The following is an 18,177-nucleotide window of genomic DNA, read 5'->3' on the forward strand; positions in this document are numbered from 1 at the left end:
GTACTTAAGTTAATACTCATTGCACCCTATCCCAACAGTCTTTCTGCTATCCTACCAAGGCCATCCCTGAAAACTCATCTCCCTGAAACAGCTATAGAGCCAATTCTTATTTATCCATTGTTGGTCGTAGACTCGATCTTTACCAGTGGCATTGCCGTTGAGCAGGTCAACAAGGCTCTGGCGCAGTTGAGCGACGGCACCGAGCACTGGGTCAAGGGAATGCGCTACATCCCCTCCTTTTACAATGAGCCAGGTTACATCAACCTGATGGCTCAGATGGTCGAGGAAAAGATTAAAAACCACCTGGAAGTGGCACACTTGCCCTCTCAAACAGGCATTGTGTTGATGAATCACGGGTGCCCTCACAAGGCAAAAGGCTTTACCTCTGGGATTGACGAGAGTCAGGCACTCTATGAGCGAGTGCGGGAACGGTTAATCTACCGCTATCCTCTGATCTCGGTAGGTTGGTTAAACCACCAAACACCGCTGATCGAGTGGACTCAACCCAATGCAGAGTTGGCAGCTAAGAACTTGATCGAGTTGGGAGCCACGGCAATCGTCTTTATGCCGATTGGGTTCGCAACTGAAAATCACGAGACGCTGCTGGATGTCGATCACATCATCCATGGGCTGCGCCGTCAACGCCCTGATGTAACCTATGTCCAGATGCCCTGTGTCAACGATCGCCCAGAGTTTTTGAAGATGGCAGCAGAGTGGGCAAACCCTCATATTGCTGACTTGTTGAGTGAACAGGCACTAGCGGTCAATCCTGCTCTTGCCGCCTCTCAGGCTCATCACCACGATCATGACCACGGTGATCACCACCATCATGGCGACCACCATCACCATGGACATCACCATCATCACCATTAAGCAGACCAAACCCTAAATCTGGGCAATCCGTTGCGGGTAGTAGGGGTGTTTCGTGAAACGCCTCTACGAAATTCATACATCACGCGATGTGCAACTAATACACCCTCATCCCAACCCTTCTGCCCAGGGAGAAGGACTTTGAGCCATCGCCGGGTTTCCTCTCCTGCGGGAGAGGGCTAGGGTGAGGGTTGTGTTTTCAAGGTTTTCAAAAAAGTCGCACATCCCATGAGACGTGTAGCCCCAATTGATGGAAATGGCGTAACTCTTTAGTCCAGATCGAGTTGTTTCAGGTACAAATACAGGTTGAACGCCGGAATTCCAGGTAACAGCGCAGATACCCATGGGTCACACCCCAGAGATTGCACTGCAAAGTAATAAAAGCTGATCCAAAGGCTCGCCGTTAACCCCAAAGGGGAACCTACAAACTCTAGAAATTCGAGTATCCCTAAGACCCATGCCATACCTGATCTCCTGTGTTTATTGGTTTACAGCTTGCCTTTTAGAAAACCAACTAAATTTTGCAAAAATGTTGGGCTGACTTTTGTAGCTTCAGACGCTTCAGTCGCTGTAACGGAAGAATCAGTGGGTAATAACAAATCACTGGGCTGAGGAGCAGGGGCAGACTCCAGAAAAGGCAACTCTTCGACTAGTCCAACCACGACCAACCGGAAGGCAATATGCTGAATTTGCTCGATTGATAGCCGCATCTGCTCAGCGATCGCCTTCAGAGACAGACTGCCGTTCGTGAATTCCCACACCTGCCACTCAACCTGATTGAGCTTCAATTCGGGCTTACCATCAATCACACTGATAATGCTAGAGGCAGGGTCAGGCAACTTGTCTTGCAAGGCACTCCAGTCCTTCAGAGCACGCAAGCCTGCCAGAGTCACTTCTGTCGCAGGAGCACTCAACCCCGTCAACTCTGAAGCAGGGATTGGAGCTTTGGCATCAAATTGAAACCACCCGTCCTTGAGTTCAAAGAGAGCACACACCTGCCGCATTACCTGGGTATAGAACAATAACTTGAGTTGTTCAGCTTGCAAAATTCCCTGCGACTTGAGACACAAACCAATGGGTGTGTCGATGGGACAGCTTTGCGCCAGTTTGAATGCAGCGCGATCGCCCAACCACCCCCGGTGGCTAATCAAACTAATCAAACCTTGCTGATCGAGCGTGTGGGCTGCTCCAACAATACGCCCTTGCTTAAACCAGATGTAGTGATTTCTGCCGTCTTCTGCGACTTCTGACAGTTTAGAAATGCTCAACAGTCCAGTCTTGCGACCTTGTTCCAGCAGTTGAAAAATCTCTGCAAGTGAAAATTCGGTTAAATACCCTGTGATTGCCATGTCTTTGCCTCTTATGCCTCAATAGTGTGTCTTTCTGGCTGAGTTGAGTGGTTTGGAATCGGACACACGAAATGAACTCACCTGCCAAGGGTAGTGCTTCGAGCAGATTCAACTGACCAAACAATTTGCTTGAAAAGAAGTCTGGACTAATGCCAGAACAGCCTGTGCAACGGAGGCTGTTTCGTTGGCATTGACTTTGACGATCAACGGTCGCTGGTGGGCATCGAGATAGCCAATGGCGATCGCCACGTTTTCCTCATCCCAGGCACCATCACAATCAGAATGGGTCAAACCGATGATCATGGGTACGGGCGATCGTCGTTTCATAAAGGTCAAAATTCGACGAGCATCGCGAAACTCATGGGGACGATGAGCCGCGACCAGCAGAATATAAGCGTGTGCTTTACGAATCAAAATATCCCACATAAAGTCAAAGCGGGATTGACCAGGGGTGCCGTATAGATGCAGTGCCATATCGGAACCAAACTGAAGTCGTCCAAAGTCAAACGCGACGGTGGTTTTTTTCTTGAGCAGAGCAGTTTCGTCTGTTGCCTGGCGATCGGTATCAACCACCTCAATCTCGCTCACTGACCGAATAAAAGTAGATTTTCCGGCTCCTACAGGTCCGGTAACGACCAGTCGCATGATTTCCATAGAACTTCAAAGCGATAGGGAATAAGTTAAGTTCGTAACTGCGATGAAATAACCTCCGTAAAACATTCACAAATTACTCGTGAACAAGAGGGAGGCGTTTCATTGACTCCACTTCATTGCCAAAAAAGGTGGCTGTTGTGAGATCTGACAGAACAAGGGGCTGATTGAAATTCAGGAAACAATTGGGCAATTCTGTAGTGCGAGCGTCTCGCTCGCGGGCAAGATGCCCGCACTTTTTTTACCGAATCAATTTTTTAACCTTCATAAGCCCCTTGTCCAATGGAGCTTGACCAAAGAGTGATGTATATATTCCCTCGTTGAATCACATCAGAATTGCTTTCAACTCTGACAAAGCACGCTTGATTTCTAACATCAACAAACCCTGCTTTGCAGATTGATTTGCTAAGACCAGAAAAACCGCATCTTCACCGCAACTGGTCAGAATGCCAAACCCTTTGTCACCTTCCACAAAGATCCGATCGATTCCGCCTCTAGCAAGTTCGCTTCCAATGCGCTCACCTAAAGACAACATTGCCGCAGACATTGCAGAAACCCGTTCTTCATCCATACCACCGGGCAAACTGGCTGCTAATGGCAACCCGTCAGGAGTAACGATCGCCGCCCCCTGGACATCATTAGTTGATGTCACAAAATTCTGCAAAACATGAGTCAATTTTTCAGTACTGATAGCCATGATTGAAGTTCCTTGAAGTTGAAATGAATGAGTACGAAAAATAGCGGAAAAATTACATTTTTCCTGCGCCAGTAGTGACTAACCGACGGAACAAACCCTCTGTCCAACCTGTTTCACGCAAGACAGCAGCAGACGAAACCTCGACATAAGCCTGCTCAATAAAAGCCAGATCAATCATGCAGATTTTGCTCAAAGCATCTCTGATTGCCTCTGACTTGCCATCTTTTTGGAGTCGTTTGCCAACCTCATGAACCACGATCGCCATTGCAGGAACAACATGTTGAGGTCCAATCCCGATTTGGACATGGACTAGACCAATACGCCAACGACGGGTTGCATAAGCATCTGACCAACCATCCATGCCAGTAAACATTTCGTGAAACCACTGAACAAAGGTTTCACGGAGGCGATGAATCCGACCTTCAGAGGCGTACAGAATTGCATTCATTTCTGAATCGCGACCTAAGAAAGCGTAGAAGTGATCTGCCATCTCTGGGGCAACTTCTAATCCCCAATCTGCGTTTTCTTTAAGAACAGATTTGTCTTCGCTGGTAAACCCAATTCGTGTTTCTACTCGAGCTAAAAATTCGCGTGGCTCCAGAGACATGAAATTTCTCCCTTAATTAGGTAGTGGTGCAATTGATTAGCTCCTTTTTAGCAGTGCAAATTATGGATTTGTAGGGGGTTATTACCGACTTCTGATTTTGTGAAAGCTTTGCGTGATAAAGGTTACAAATGCATACATAAATCATGTTGAGGATCAGATGAGGCTGTTTAAACTTGTATCTACAAAAATTAAGAAGGATTGAAATCCTCATGTTCATCTGAAGTAGGATGCGATCGCACAACGCTAACTTACCCCTGACATTTGACAGAAAAAATTGGAAAACGCTTCATCTAAAGCCTTTTCGTTTGATCGCTTAATTATTATTTATTTACTTCAATTAAGCTGACCGTTAGTGAACACTCTAATCTTTGAATCTAAAAATAAAAGGAGATCTCAAAACCCCATCAAACTACTCGATGTCTATATAGAGAGATATGAAGGAAAACCTGTAACGCTTCAGTAAAATCCCTGAAAGAAATTAGAACCAGATAATTTTTCGCCCATCAAATTACCGAGGTTCGTCCTAAAAAATAATCCGTAAATTCCCTAAAGTCAGCAGAGAAAAAACATGTTATTGACTGGCTCTAACGATGCTTAACATTCTGAAATGGACTGCGGTCTTCCACTCTGGCATCCAGGACAGAGGATGATAGGGAATGAGGGCTAACTCGCCACAGTTGCTCTAAATGGGCAGCAGGAATCGTCAGATAGAGCACGTCACCCAATCCCAGGGTTATCTCTAGTAAATCCCAACCATGAACCGTGCGCTGCTTCGACGCTAAATGATCACTTTCTCCAGGTGCGTGAGTCGCCAAATGCTGGCGGGTTTCCAAATACAGCGGAACCAAATCAGTGGCGATCGCAATCTCCCTCACCTGTTTTCCATAAAACGGATGCCCGGAAGTAATCATCGTCGCCAAAGCAACCCACAGCGTATTGGCGGTCATCCCGTTTCCAAACACCTGTCCCCCCAGAGCAGCTGCCGCAAACGACGGAGCCGCAAGCTCTGCCGGACTCAAAACCGCTTCAAAATCAAATACCTGCTGTGCTAACGGGGCAAACTGTGGGTCCTGGTTGCGCACGATCACCGGAATTTTAGGGGCTAACCCTTTAGCCGTCAGGGCAATCTCTAAATTGGTGACATCGTTGCTAGTGACGGCTAATAGTGCTGTTGCGCGTTCAATGTGGGCTTTGATCAGGGTCTCCGGCAGACTGGCATCCCCTTGCACGACCGGAATTCTGAGGGCATGAACAGAGCTGAGAAAGCGGTTATCAGAATCCTGTTCAATCACAACCACACTACAGCCATTGGCGTGAAGCTGATGCACGATCTGCATTCCAACTCCTCCTAAGCCGCAAATAATGTAATGGTGACGTTGAGGAATCGGGAAAGTTTTCCAGAGTTGCTGTAGGCGAGTTCCTAAGATCAAGTCGTTGAGCAAGGCGTAGCAGATGCCAACCACGGCGGTGCCGATCAGCATCATGACTACAGTAAACACCTTGATTTCAACCGGGGCTTTTTCTGCAATGCTTTCATTGCCTCCAGCCCCCGTGATCATGCCAACTGCAAAATAAAGCGCATCAACCAGGGAGACTTGAAAATTTGCGGCGGTATAGGTCAGGGTTGCCGCCCCAATCGTGACGGCTAACACCAGCAACGTAATTAAGGTTGGGCGAATATGTTGCTGAAATTGCCGCAGTCGGGTGAACAACCCTAGAATTCTCTGGGTCAGTGAGCGACGGTTCTGTTGAACCTGTGGTTTGGTAGCAATGATCAGGCGATCGCCCTGCCGTAGCGGCTGCTTTTGCGTCACTGCTGACACCAAATCCAAACTACTGTCCGCAGGGAGGTAGTAGATCAACATGCGATCGCGGTTTTCCCACAAATCAGTGAGCGTGTGACCCCACCAGGGATGTTGAGCATCAATATATTCTTCGTGGATAGGCCAGGTTTGCTGAAACAGGCGCAATTGCCCGATCGCCCGGTTGCCCATGGCAGCAAAGGTAAACACCGGAGCCGACAAAGCTGCGACACTCATGGTGAAATGATTGGGCAGGGTGCGATCGAGGCGATTACCTAAACTGGTGTTGAACAGGCGATTGATAATCCGAATGTGTGGGTTTAAGACCCGTGCCTGGGTCAAAATTGCCAGATTCAACGCATCATCACTGTTCGACAACACCAGCGTATGAGCATCGGCAATTCCAGCCTGAATCAAGGTCGTTGCAGCGCGCAAATCGCCAGTGATAATGTGATCCTCGATGGTGTTCAGGGGGTGAGAATGCACACCAACAACCTGAGCACCCTGTTGCTTGAGTAAGGAAAAGATCTTGTGCCCAGTGCGACCTAAGCCACAAACAATAATCAGAGGTTTGTTATTCATACGCGATCCTCAAGTCTCAATTGTTTGTCAGGTCTAAAGAAGGAACTGTAGCTGACAACACCAGGTTATAAATCGCAATCTTTTACTCAAAGACAGGTATTGCAGGTTTAGATAGCAAGCATCAAAATCCTCTAAGCGTGGCCTTATCTAAACCTGAGATGTCTCTCATCTGCTTCAGGTAATATCAGAGATAGACCCTCTTTAAAGAATGTAAAGCGATCTAGGACAGCACTGTGAATTCAATCGATTATCTGCGGATCAGCCTTATCGATCGCTGTAACTTTCGGTGTCAATACTGCATGCCTGAGGGCACAGAGTTGGAATACATCCGACAGCAGGATGTGTTGAGCCAGGAGGAATTATTGCTGCTGTTGCGCGACGTGTTTGTTCCCTGTGGATTTACACGGTTTCGGTTGACAGGGGGAGAGCCACTGCTACGACCTGGGGTGGTTGACATTGTGCGGGCGATCGCCAACCTTCCCCAAACGCAAGATCTGTCCATGACCACTAATGCGTTCTTGCTCGCTGGCATGGCGCAGGAGCTTTACGAGGCAGGTTTACGGCGCATCAACATCAGTCTCGATTCATTAGAATCGGATACCTTTGACAAAATTGTGGGACATCAGGGGCGATCGCGCTGGCAACAGGTCTGGAAGGGGATTCAAGCCGCTCATCAGGTTGGATTCGATCCCCTGAAACTCAACGTTGTCGTGATTCCTGGCGTCAACGATCACGAAATTCTCGATCTAGCCGCTCTTAGCATTGATCGAGCCTGGCATATTCGATTTATTGAATTCATGCCCATCGGTAATGCCGGATTGTTTCAAGACAAAGGGTGGGTGCCCTCCGAAGCCATTCGACAAAGCATTCGCGATCGCTGGGGGTTAGCGGAGTCCTCAGTGCGTGGCAACGGACCTGCCGATGTCTTTCGCATCCCCGGTGCAAAAGGCACATTGGGATTTATTAGTCAGATGTCAGAGTGTTTTTGCGATCGCTGCAACCGCATGAGATTGTCTGCGGATGGATGGTTACGTCCCTGCTTGCTGAATGAATCAGAACAACTTGACCTGAAAACGATGCTACGGGCAGGTATCCCGATCGCAGATATTCGATCGCAAGTTCAACATCTTGTAGCAATCAAACCTGAAATCAACTACAAACTGCGCCACTCTGGCACAACTGGAGTTGCCTACGCAAGAACGATGTCTCAAATTGGCGGTTAGCGTACTGACCACAAATATAGTTTTGGTCAGAAAGCTTAAGGCAACAGCAATGGCTCAAACCCTGATGCTGGGAAAGCTTCCTGACTCGCCTCCACCCTATCGAGTGTGGTCACGGGCTATCACTAACCTGGGTTCGGGATAAGGATCTTGGCGGTTAAAACCGCCGCTACAAGCGCAAAACCGACCTGCATCGGTTCGGCAAACCTTGATTTTCTGTAGTCCACGCAGGCGGACTTCGTTCCCATAGCCGCGAATTAATTCGCCAGGTGTTTAACCCAAATTGACATTAGCTAAATATAAAGCCCTCTGATTGACGGGATCAGAGGGCTATATGAGAAGACTTTTAATGTCGCACCACAGCCGCAAGGTGCGTTCCATCTAACTTGTCTATGAAACCAATAAGCAATGCCAATGGCAAATCGTTATGCCTGACGTGAATAATATTCAACGACCAGCAGTTCATTGACTTGGAGTGCAACCCACTCTCGCTCAACTACACTGTTAACTTTGCCAACCAGCGTATTTTTGTCAAATTCTAGGTGGCTGGGCAAGTGGGCTAAACCGGGGAACTGCAAGTTCTCTTGCACCAGTTTACGAGAGCGATCGCTATCTCTAACCCCAACCACTTCCCCAGGCTTGCATTGATAGCTGGGGATGTTAACCACCCGACCGTTGATAGTCACATGTCCGTGGTTTACTAACTGCCGTGCAGCCGGAATAGTCGGAGCCATTCCCATGCGAAATACGGTATTGTCTAACCGCATTTCGAGCAATTGCAACAACACCTGTCCAGTAGAACCAGCGGCGCGGCGAGCTTTACGCACATAGCGCAGCATTTGCCGCTCACTCAAACCATAGTTAAACCGTAACTTTTGCTTTTCCTCTAGACGAACTGCGTATTCAGACCGCTTCTTGCGAGCCTGACCATGTTGTCCAGGCGGATAAGACCGTTTTCCAGAGGCTTTAGTAGCCTTGCGGGTCAAACCCGGTAATTCACCTAAGCGGCGGACAATTCTGAGGCGCGGGCCCCGGTATCGCGACATTATGGATTCCTCTCTCTAAGCGTTACCCAAAAGTCTAATTATAAAGCCAGATGCGTAGAATTCAAAGTACAGTCGTAGCTATTTTGGTAAAGATGAGAGGTCTGTTGGTGGAAGAAAATACCTCAAACCGCCTATCCCAAACCTCTTGATGATTGCTATATTTGGCTCTCAGGTCTTAAGGCTTTATTATTGCTTGAGCTACATTTAATAAAAATTGGCAATAGTCTTTGATTATGGACGCTATGCCAAGTCGTTCTTAAAAGTTTGTGATAACATGGTGCGTTAGAGGCAAATACCTGGCAGCCCAAGAGCTACGTGTAGATGGTGCTGAACCAAGCCAGGACGTGTTTCACAGAGATATTTGAAAATTCAAACATGACTAAAACTGTAGTAGACCAACAGGTCATTCACCCAATGGTGAAGCTTCAAGGTAAGGTGCGTTCCCTAATAGAGTCCAAAGCAATTAAACCAACTGACAGCATTTGGAAGATTGCCTTACTCTATGGAGACGAGTGGTCTTACTGGAAGAAAGAGTTGGAAGACTTTGACTTCTCTATGCGTGACCCCATCAGTGATTTGCTTGCTGTCGAAAGCTGGGAGGAAAACTAAACCTCTTTTCTGACTCAGTCTCCTCCCTGTTTAGCTCCGCCTCAAGATGCTCCCAAGCAAAACGTAGCATCTGGGCGGATGCTCCCTGCCTCTACGGATGCTTAACGTTTAAGTTGATCCAGGTTAGGACGAACTTTGGCTTTAATAGCGACGGCTGTAATGTTGTCGTGACCATTGTATTGGTTAGCTAAATCAATCAATTGGCTAACCCCCTGTTCAAGGTTGGCTTGAGAGCTGACTAATGGCTCAATATGAGTCCGCCAATGGGTTTCGAGCAAATCATTGTCAGTCAATCCATCTGAACACAACAACAGCAACAGATCTTCGTTGAGTTCCATAAATTGCACATCTGGATTGACGAAGTGCTCATCGCGTGGTCCTAACGCCTGGGTCAGTTGATAGGCATCGGGGCGGGCATAGGCGATCGCCGGTTCAACTCCCCGTTGAATTTCGCGTTGCCCTACCTCGTGATCAACCGTGATTTGCTCTAGCCCTCGACGGCGACTAAAGCGATAGAGGCGGCTGTCTCCCACATGGGCGATCGCGGCATGGGTGTCGTGTAACAACAGCAATACTAAGGTTGTGCCCATTCGACCACTACCAGAGCGATCATTTTGTTGATTGAGATCATAGATTGTCTTGTTGGTTAGTTGAATTGCCTCTCGAATGCTGGCTTCTGAGGGCAACTGGTCTTGCCAATTGACCTCAAAGTATTTTTTGAGGCTCTCAACTGCCATAGCACTGGCAACTTCGCCACCAGCGTGTCCGCCCATACCATCACACAGAATGTAAAGCCCTTTTGCCTGAACAGTTCGACCGGAGGGGCTTTCTACCTTTTTCAGTTCAACGTGAATGCTAAAACAGTCTTCATTGTGATCGCGCTGTTTGCCGACGTCAGTGCGTCCTGCATCCTCTAAGTTAATCAGCTTCATGGGCAGAACGACCGTTGGGATGTCATCTCCCTCACTGGTGGAATCATCCTCCAGGCTGCCTAGCTCAAATCGCGTTGAGCTTGTCGAAACACTCATATCTGCTGCTGGATAGGCAGTAGCTCGGACACCAGAAGTGGTGAGTTCAATGGTGCGATCGTCATCATCGGGAAACGTAAATGGAGGTGGAGGTTGTGGCACAGGACTGTGAACCACATCGGGTTGCAACTCATTGGCGATCGCCTCAAATTGAGATTGCAACATCTCAATATCCGTCACGCCCCCAGACTCTAAATCGTGACACAGCCGTACTAGCGAACCCAATTGAGTCCGCTGTGACATTTGGAACAACATCTGCCATAAACGCCCCAGATCCTTCAGTTGTAGCGGGTGACCTGGAGTATCGAAGTGGAGTCGTTGCAGACAGAGGAGTTGATCTTCGTCAATTCGCAGATTGTTAATGTCTAACAAACTTTGACAGCAGTGATGGGGTTCTAATAATTGCCAAACTTCTGTCATCTGATAGAGCCAATGCAAAATTTGCAGAGGTAGCACGTCATCAGAACGCCACGCATCCGACAACAACATGAGATCTGAGCGATCCTCTAAGAGCAGCGTGACTTGTCCATCTTGCTCCCAGGTGTCGTGCAACCGAGGGAGAGCAGGATGAAGTTGGGGTTGTAGTGCCAGGTAGATCCGAGCGACGGCTGGAACAGTTCGATCTTTAATTAAAGAGGGTTCCTCTGTGGAAGACATAACATCACCGGGTTGAGCAAATCTCTCTTTGGACTCTGACTCTTTAACAAGCTCAGGTAGCTTCTCTTGTAGCAACTCGAGCAGAGTCGGTTGATAGGGTTGGCAATCTAAAACCCGTGCCTCTAACCCGCTAACCGATGAAGGAGACAGAGGGCTGAGGAGTTTGTACCTCTGTTGGGGATCAAGATAGCTAGCCGTAGTTGCTGCTGTATCAGTCAGTTGAGTCTCAGCAGGTTGAGATGGGGGTTCCGTTGTCTGAGAGGACAAAGCCGATGAATTGGGCAATTGCACTGCCCACCAAAAAGTCCCAGTTGTTGTATCGCAATGAGGACACTGTTCCGTATCAGAGGGGACTGTTGCATCACAACCAGGACAAATAACTTCCGTCAGGGAAACACCGCACTTCTGACAAAACTTATGGTCATTTGGGTTCTCAAACTGACATTGGGGACAAACAAGCATCTTGGGACTTCCTTACTCCCGTTATTAAGTGTCAGTGGCTCTGAATCTCAGTATTCACTGCATTACATCAATTCTGGATGTTTTTTTACAGAATTGTTACGGACAAAAAACTGGTTGTAGACAAACCGATTACAGATCACAACCCTGCTGCACAACAACGTTAATCGACAAGAGCCTTGCTATGGACAATCACGATAGCCTAGCGATGATTAGAGTATTACCTTTACAGGGTACACGATAGGCTTGAAAAGCCATAGTTGGCGTCGCCCTCTTTAAATCGATCACACTTTCAGTGACTCAGACTTTAGGTTACCCAGACTTGAAGCATCAAAAACAGCCGCTTGTCGATCTTGATTTAATTCATACATAGTCTCTGCTGTAATGCTGGTTTACTTCACACGAATATTGCAATTGGAGTAAAAGCAGAGATTATTCAGTAAATTTACTTAGTACTGTTATCCACAGATAGGGTTTGGCAGTAAAACCAGGGGGGTGTGGGGGCTGTGCTCCCAGTCAGGGGTTTTACCCCTGCACCCCAAATTCCCACCCTTGATTTACGACGAGTTGTACTGAGCTTTCAAAAGCTCTAGATCATCGGATGATAGCTCTCGCCATTGCCCTGGCTTCAATCCATCCAGTCGTAGGTGAGCGATCGCCACACGCACAAGTCGCAATGTTGGAAAACCAACTGCTGCCGTCATGCGTCGAATCTGTCGATTTCGCCCCTCAGTCAGTGTCATTTCTAACCAGGCAGTTGGCACAGACTTACGAAACCGAATTGGAGGATCGCGTGGCGGCAGGGATGGCTCTTCTGGCAGGAGTTGCACCTTTGCAGGGCGAGTTTTGTAGTCTTGAATGGTGATTCCCTGCCGCAACTGTTGCAGGGCAGCCTGATCGGGAATACGCTCGACTTGCACCCAGTAGGTGCGGGGATGGTGAAATTTGGGATCGGTCAGTCGATGTTGAAGTTGACCGTTGTTCGTCAATAGCAGCAACCCCTCACTGTCGCGATCGAGCCGTCCAACAGGATACACATCGGGCACTGGAATGTAGTCTTTGAGCGTCCGTCTGGAGGTTTCCCCGCCCCCTGCCTCATCGGTAAACTGGGTCAGCACATCATAGGGTTTGTAAAACAGGAGGTATCGATAAGGGGGAGTCGTCCTGGAGGGAGAAGTTTTACGCATCGCCATGATGTTGCAGTCCAAAACGGATTGTAAAGCCCTGTTTCAACCCTTTAAGAAAATTTAGGCAAACTATGCAAAACTCTGGGAGCATCTTACGCTAGGAATTTAACTGGGTTATTAACGGAACTGCCATGGATAAGATACCGAAATATCAAGTTGTCTGCACGCTCTCTTTTGGAGACATTTACGGTCAGATCGTGGTTTGGTTAATTGTCATTTTCCTGAGCTTGGCATCGGCTTTAGCATTGATGGGGGCTAGTCGTCCCATCTATGCACTAGCGACCGTCGGGTTAATTTTGGTGCTGTCTTTACCGTTTCTCCTATTTGCGTTTGTTACAACGCTGTTGAATCATATTCAATTTTCACCGCTCGATCCTGCGGCTGAAACAAAGGCGGAGTCCAGTCCGGCAACGGCTCAACGCCCAGCTCAAGTGGCGAGCTAATTCTCTGGCTGCGACCCAATCTCCTTCAAGCTGGTAGGAGATTGAGCACTGGAGGGGAATCTTTTATCGTTTCAAATTACTGCGTTTTCTAAAAAAGTTCTCTACTGTTGGGTAGAGGCTTTTTTTTGCGTCACGATAGATGAAGAAGCCATTTTTATTATTGGGTTGAGCATGATTGAGCACGACGTGATCATTGTTGGCGGTGGATTGGCTGGATCTCGTGCGGCTGTGGAAATCGCCCGCACAGATCCTCGCTTAAAAGTCGCTGTGGTTGCCAAGACCCACCCGATTCGATCGCACTCTGTAGCGGCTCAGGGTGGAATTGCTGCCACTCTCAAAAACGTAGATGACAAGGATACCTGGGAAGCACATGCCTTTGACACCGTTAAGGGATCTGATTATCTGGCAGATCAAGACGCTGTTGAGATTTTGACTCGCGAAGCACCGGACGTAGTGATTGATTTGGAGCATATGGGGGTGCTGTTTTCGCGCCTGCCCGATGGTCGGATCGCTCAACGTGCTTTTGGCGGTCACTCCCACAATCGAACCTGTTATGCAGCAGATAAGACAGGACATGCCATTTTGCATGAGTTGATTTGCAACTTGATGCGCTACGGAGTCAAGATTTACGACGAGTGGTATGTGATGCGCTTGATCTTTGAAGAGGGTCAAGCCAAAGGTCTGGTGATGTTTAACATCCGCGATGCCCGAATTGAGGTGGTACGGGCAAAGGCGGTGATGTTTGCAACGGGTGGCTATGGTCGGGTTTATAACACCACGTCCAACGACTATGCCTCGACCGGGGACGGTTTAGCGATGACTGCGGCTGCTGGCTTGCCTCTAGAAGATATGGAGTTTGTCCAGTTTCACCCAACGGGTTTGTATCCAGTTGGGGTGCTGATCTCTGAGGCTGTGCGGGGAGAGGGAGCGTACTTGATCAATGCCCATGGCGATCGCTTCATGGCAAATTATGCCCCCAGTCGTATGGAGTTGGCTCCGCGAGACATCACCTCCCGGGCGATTACCAAAGAGATTCGAGCCGGACGGGGTGCCCATCCAGATGGTAGCCTAGGTGGCCCCTTTGTCTACCTGGATCTGCGCCACATGGGCGAAGAAAAGATCATGAGCCGGGTGCCTTTCTGCTGGGAAGAAGCTCATCGACTGGTGGGAATTGATGCGGTGCATCAACCAATGCCTGTGCGTCCTACGGTGCATTACTCGATGGGAGGCATTCCAGTCAACACCGATGGCAGAGTCCGCAGTAGTGCCGATAGCTTAACAGAGGGTTTCTTTGCCGCTGGTGAAACAGCCTGTGTTTCAGTCCATGGAGCGAATCGTTTGGGTAGCAATTCGCTGTTGGAGTGCGTGGTCTATGGACGCAGAACTGGGGCAGCGATCGCCCAATATGTGCAAAATCGCAAACTCCCCGACCTGGACGAAAGACCTTATTTGGCAGCAGCAGAGCAGCAATTGCAGAGCCTCTTGAGCCAACCCGGAGAATATCGCATTGCTCAGATTCGGCAAGCCTTCCAGGATTGTATGACTGACTACTGCGGCGTTTTCCGCACAGAAGACCTGATGCAGGAAGGCTTGAGCAAATTGCAGCAAATTCGTCAGCAGGCTGAGCGGATTTATCTTGACGACAAAGGCAAACTCTGGAACACCGAGATGACTGAAGCGTTAGAGCTACAAAGTCTATTGGCGGTGGGTGAAGTCATTCTAACCAGTGCGCTTAACCGCCGAGAAAGTCGAGGTGCCCACTGTCGGGAAGACTATCCTGAACGGGATGATACCAACTTCCTGAAGCATACCCTGGCGTACTATTCCCCTGCTGGAATCGACATTCAGGAAATGTCTGTGGCGATCACGATGTTCCAACCGCAGGAGCGGAAGTATTGAAGAGGGAGTGGGGAGTAGAGAATGGGGAGTGGGGCAAGGCTGCTCTGCTGTGTCTTGGCGGTTTGACCGCTCTACCCCTTTGATCCCCACTTAACCCTGTGCTCGGATCTCGTCTAACTTGGCACGCACTTTCTGAATGTCTTGCCACATGAGCCACTTAGGGCTGCCTTTCTCTTTGGAGGGATTGCGTAACAGGTAGGCAGGGTGAAAGATAGGCATACACAAACGGTTATCCCACTCCAGCCACTCCCCCCGAATTTTAGTAATGCCCCGCTTGTCTCCAGTTAAACCTTTGACAGAGGAAGCTCCCGTTAGCAAGATAATTTTGGGATCGACCATGCGGATCTGCTCCAGCAGATAGGGTCTACACGCCTCCATTTCATCCGTTGTGGGAGTCCGGTTCCCCGGCGGACGGCATTTCACAATGTTGCAAATGAACACATCTGCTTCGGTAAGTTGCACCGCATCTAGAATTTTGTCGAGGAGTTGCCCTGCCTTGCCCACAAAAGGGATACCAGTCTCATCTTCGTTTTGCCCAGGACCCTCACCCACAATCATAATTGGGGCATCAATGCTGCCTCGGCTAACAACCGCATGGGTGCGAGTCGCTCCCAAGTCACACCGTTGACACTGATTGCAGTGAACCTTCATCTCATCCATTGAGGAGTATGTGCCCGGAGGGATGGGAACTTTGGCACTGGTGGGAATCAGGTCTGGATTGAAGTCAGCTGAAGGAGCTGGTGTTACAACCTCCGCCAGATTGAATAGGTCAATTTGGTCTTTGCTAGTCATGGATGGTTGAGGATAAGAGCATCAGATGCACTGACAGAAACCCCAGTAGATGCGTTGCAAATCTTAGGATGTCAAGCAGATGAAGGTTAAGAACTATTATTTTAGAGCGAATTTCTAATTTCTAAAGTCCTCGTTAAGACAGAAAAATTGTGCTGTTTTATTAACCCATCATTCCAGATTGATTTTAGAGCCAGGATCTTTATTGGCAGCCTCTTTGAAAAGGGGAAAAAATCTCCACAAAATGAGATAAACCATTTGATACAGTGCGAATTTCAAAAAATCAGGCATGATTAAGGTGATCCCCCACTCATGCTGGAGGGAGCTATGGCTGAATTTCCACTGTTTCACGATCGCCACGATGCAGGTCATCAACTTGCCCAGGCTGTTTTAGCAGAGCTAGCCAGTCTGGGAAGAATTCAAGCGAGTGCCCAACCCATTGTCTACGCGTTACCCAAAGGCGGCTTGCCGATCGCTGAACCACTAGCGCAATTGTTGCACTGCCCATTAGATGTCGTAGTGGCAAAGAAAGTAACCCGTCCCGAAAATCCTGAGCTAGCGATCGGGGCGGTTACGGCGGATGGGCATGTGATTCGATCGCGTCAGGAGTGCTTTATGCAGTTAGACAACGGCACCTGGCGATCTGCATTACAACAGGCGCAAACCAAAGCACAAGAGCAATTAACTCAGTTTGAAAGTGTCCGTCCTCAGGTCAAGCCACAGGGGGCGATCGCCATTTTGGTAGATGACGGTATTGCAACGGGGATGACGATGGCAGTCGCGGCTCGTGCGTTGCGGGCAAAACGTCCGGCTCGCATCTTGATTTGTGCGCCAGTTGCCCCTAAGCACATGGTGCAATCGTTGGAGCATTGGGGCGATCGCGTCATTATCTTAGCCAGCCCTGAGTCATTCTTTAGCGTTAGCCGCTTTTATGGCGAGTTTCATCAGGTTGAGATGGAGGAAGCCCTGGAATGCATGAAACGGGGCAATCAGGCTGATCCGACACTAAAGTCTTGATTCCGAATTCAGATTAATCAACCCGGATGCTTCTTCCCTGCTGCCTGCTGTTCTAAAATTCCCTCGTAGGCTTGAATTGCTTGTTGGGCGATCGCATCCCAACTGTAATGGCGCAGCGCATGAGCTTTAGCTAATTCTCCCCGGTGTTGACGTTCCGCTGCATCCTGTAGAGCGGTTTTCAGCCGAGTGGTCAATGATGCCACATCACAGCGACTAACCCAACCTGCGTTAGCTGTTTGTACATCTTCCCAGATGTGGACTTGATCCGAGATGACAACAGGAATGCCTGCTGTCATCGCTTCTGCGACGGCAATCCCGAAATTCTCGTAATAGGATGGTAGGACAAACAGATCAGCGGTTTGCAGTAAAGCACTTTTCGTTGCTCCAGTCACAAATCCGGTCAGGGTAGTATGTTGCCCCAGAGGAGAAGCTTTGATTTGGGCATGAATCTGGGATTCATAGGTTGGGTCTTGGGGGTTTCCTCCAGCTACCACAAGATGAAAGGGCAATCCCTCCGCTAGGAGCTTTTCTAAAGCCGGAATCAACAGATCGAGTCCCTTTTTGGGGTCGATGCGAGACATAAACAACACGAGGGGGCGATCGCCTGGAATTCCCAGGTCTGCCAAAACATCAGCACTCGCTTTAGAGCCTTCAACCGGAGGTAAGCTCACACCGAGCGGTAAAACGAGATCACGGGTTGTCACGCCAAACCGTTCTGATACTTTGGCTTCTTGGTCGCTCGTGAAGTGAATGGCTGCTGCTCCAGCTAGATTGGGACGTTCCAAAACAGCTGCATACAGTTGCTTGAGCCGACGTTTTTTCTGCAAATCAGCCGGATCCAGCGTGCCCAGTGGACGCAACACATAAGGCAGCTTTTGCGATCGCGCCACTGTAGCCGCGCAGGAACTCACGGGAGAGAACAAGGCGTGAATATGCGCCAGATCAAAGGTGTGAGCGTGGTCAGCTAACCATTTAAGTAACCCCAGCGAAAACTTGTAACGGCGAAACGGAGAACACCGGAAATAGCGGATCTGGTAGCCATCTTGATCAACAGGGCGATCGAGGGGCACATCTAGAGGAGCCTGACCTGCATCACCATTAGAGTCCGTCGTGAGAATGGTCACCTCTGCCCCCTGCCGCGCCAGCGCACCAGAGAAACCCAAAACCATCTGGCTGGGACCACCATAGACCAGTGAGATGGAAGGAACAATTTGGAGAATGCGGAGAGGTTGGGGCATAGGGACGCTGTTAGTCAGTGTTAGTCA

The 18,177-nt window shown here is 48.9% G+C and carries 17 protein-coding genes; 6 read left to right on the forward strand and 11 right to left on the reverse strand.

Annotated features, from left to right (window positions below):
• Window positions 1-873: ferrochelatase (locus H6G89_RS03205; RefSeq protein WP_190503858.1), on the forward strand; the 873-nt coding region annotated here is incomplete at its 5' end.
• Between the two features lie 266 nt (window positions 874-1,139).
• Here H6G89_RS03205 and H6G89_RS03210 read toward each other — a convergent pair.
• The 6 genes from H6G89_RS03210 to H6G89_RS03235 form a co-directional block, all read right to left on the reverse strand.
• Entirely contained in the window at window positions 1,140-1,334 is a 195-nt protein-coding gene (locus tag H6G89_RS03210; RefSeq protein WP_190503859.1) for a hypothetical protein, read from the reverse strand.
• Window positions 1,335-1,358: 24 nt separating this feature from the next.
• Window positions 1,359-2,219 (reverse strand): DUF4388 domain-containing protein, encoded by an 861-nt coding sequence (locus H6G89_RS03215; protein WP_190503860.1) that lies wholly within the window; start codon window positions 2,217-2,219, stop codon window positions 1,359-1,361.
• Window positions 2,220-2,327: 108 nt separating this feature from the next.
• A complete protein-coding gene (locus H6G89_RS03220) occupies window positions 2,328-2,864 on the reverse strand; it encodes a GTP-binding protein (RefSeq protein ID WP_339384536.1) in 537 nt (178 codons plus the stop codon).
• 331 nt (window positions 2,865-3,195) lie between these two features.
• The gene (locus H6G89_RS03225) at window positions 3,196-3,567 is read right to left on the reverse strand and encodes a roadblock/LC7 domain-containing protein (RefSeq protein WP_190503862.1); all 372 of its coding nucleotides are present in this window, start codon (window positions 3,565-3,567) and stop codon (window positions 3,196-3,198) included.
• Between the two features lie 52 nt (window positions 3,568-3,619).
• Entirely contained in the window at window positions 3,620-4,174 is a 555-nt protein-coding gene (locus tag H6G89_RS03230; protein ID WP_190503863.1) for a protoglobin domain-containing protein, read from the reverse strand.
• A 584-nt stretch (window positions 4,175-4,758) separates the two neighbouring features.
• Window positions 4,759-6,558, reverse strand: coding sequence for a potassium channel family protein (locus tag H6G89_RS03235; protein ID WP_190503864.1), 1,800 nt, complete (start codon window positions 6,556-6,558; stop codon window positions 4,759-4,761).
• A 233-nt stretch (window positions 6,559-6,791) separates the two neighbouring features.
• Between H6G89_RS03235 and moaA the strand changes: the two genes are divergently transcribed.
• Window positions 6,792-7,781 (forward strand): GTP 3',8-cyclase MoaA, encoded by a 990-nt coding sequence (gene moaA / locus H6G89_RS03240; protein WP_190503865.1) that lies wholly within the window; start codon window positions 6,792-6,794, stop codon window positions 7,779-7,781.
• Between the two features lie 422 nt (window positions 7,782-8,203).
• Here the strand turns inward: moaA and rpsD are convergent, their stop codons facing one another.
• The gene (gene rpsD / locus H6G89_RS03245; protein ID WP_190503866.1) at window positions 8,204-8,824 is read right to left on the reverse strand and encodes a 30S ribosomal protein S4; all 621 of its coding nucleotides are present in this window, start codon (window positions 8,822-8,824) and stop codon (window positions 8,204-8,206) included.
• Window positions 8,825-9,199: 375 nt separating this feature from the next.
• Between rpsD and H6G89_RS03250 the strand changes: the two genes are divergently transcribed.
• Window positions 9,200-9,433: a DUF4327 family protein gene (locus tag H6G89_RS03250; protein WP_199336510.1), complete on the forward strand. Its 234-nt coding sequence runs from the start codon at window positions 9,200-9,202 to the stop codon at window positions 9,431-9,433.
• Window positions 9,434-9,534: 101 nt separating this feature from the next.
• On the opposite strand, the gene H6G89_RS03255 is transcribed toward H6G89_RS03250, so the two are convergent.
• The gene (locus H6G89_RS03255) at window positions 9,535-11,580 is read right to left on the reverse strand and encodes a serine/threonine phosphatase (protein ID WP_190503868.1); all 2,046 of its coding nucleotides are present in this window, start codon (window positions 11,578-11,580) and stop codon (window positions 9,535-9,537) included.
• Between the two features lie 554 nt (window positions 11,581-12,134).
• The gene (locus tag H6G89_RS03260) at window positions 12,135-12,770 is read right to left on the reverse strand and encodes an rRNA large subunit pseudouridine synthase E (protein WP_242059808.1); all 636 of its coding nucleotides are present in this window, start codon (window positions 12,768-12,770) and stop codon (window positions 12,135-12,137) included.
• A 125-nt stretch (window positions 12,771-12,895) separates the two neighbouring features.
• Between H6G89_RS03260 and H6G89_RS03265 the strand changes: the two genes are divergently transcribed.
• On the forward strand, window positions 12,896-13,207 hold the full coding sequence (locus tag H6G89_RS03265; protein WP_190503869.1) for a hypothetical protein: 312 nt from the start codon (window positions 12,896-12,898) through the stop codon (window positions 13,205-13,207).
• Between the two features lie 171 nt (window positions 13,208-13,378).
• Window positions 13,379-15,106, forward strand: coding sequence for a succinate dehydrogenase/fumarate reductase flavoprotein subunit (locus H6G89_RS03270; protein ID WP_190503870.1), 1,728 nt, complete (start codon window positions 13,379-13,381; stop codon window positions 15,104-15,106).
• Between the two features lie 90 nt (window positions 15,107-15,196).
• On the opposite strand, the gene H6G89_RS03275 is transcribed toward H6G89_RS03270, so the two are convergent.
• A complete protein-coding gene (locus tag H6G89_RS03275) occupies window positions 15,197-15,898 on the reverse strand; it encodes a uracil-DNA glycosylase (protein ID WP_190503871.1) in 702 nt (233 codons plus the stop codon).
• Between the two features lie 324 nt (window positions 15,899-16,222).
• Between H6G89_RS03275 and H6G89_RS03280 the strand changes: the two genes are divergently transcribed.
• Entirely contained in the window at window positions 16,223-16,912 is a 690-nt protein-coding gene (locus H6G89_RS03280) for a phosphoribosyltransferase (protein WP_190503872.1), read from the forward strand.
• Between the two features lie 17 nt (window positions 16,913-16,929).
• On the opposite strand, the gene hpsP is transcribed toward H6G89_RS03280, so the two are convergent.
• Complete coding sequence (hpsP, locus tag H6G89_RS03285) at window positions 16,930-18,150, reverse strand: hormogonium polysaccharide biosynthesis glycosyltransferase HpsP (RefSeq protein WP_190503873.1); 1,221 nt, start codon at window positions 18,148-18,150, stop codon at window positions 16,930-16,932.
• Window positions 18,151-18,177 lie beyond the last annotated feature (27 nt).

Source organism: Oscillatoria sp. FACHB-1407 (assembly GCF_014697545.1).
GTDB lineage: Bacteria > Cyanobacteriota > Cyanobacteriia > Elainellales > Elainellaceae > FACHB-1407.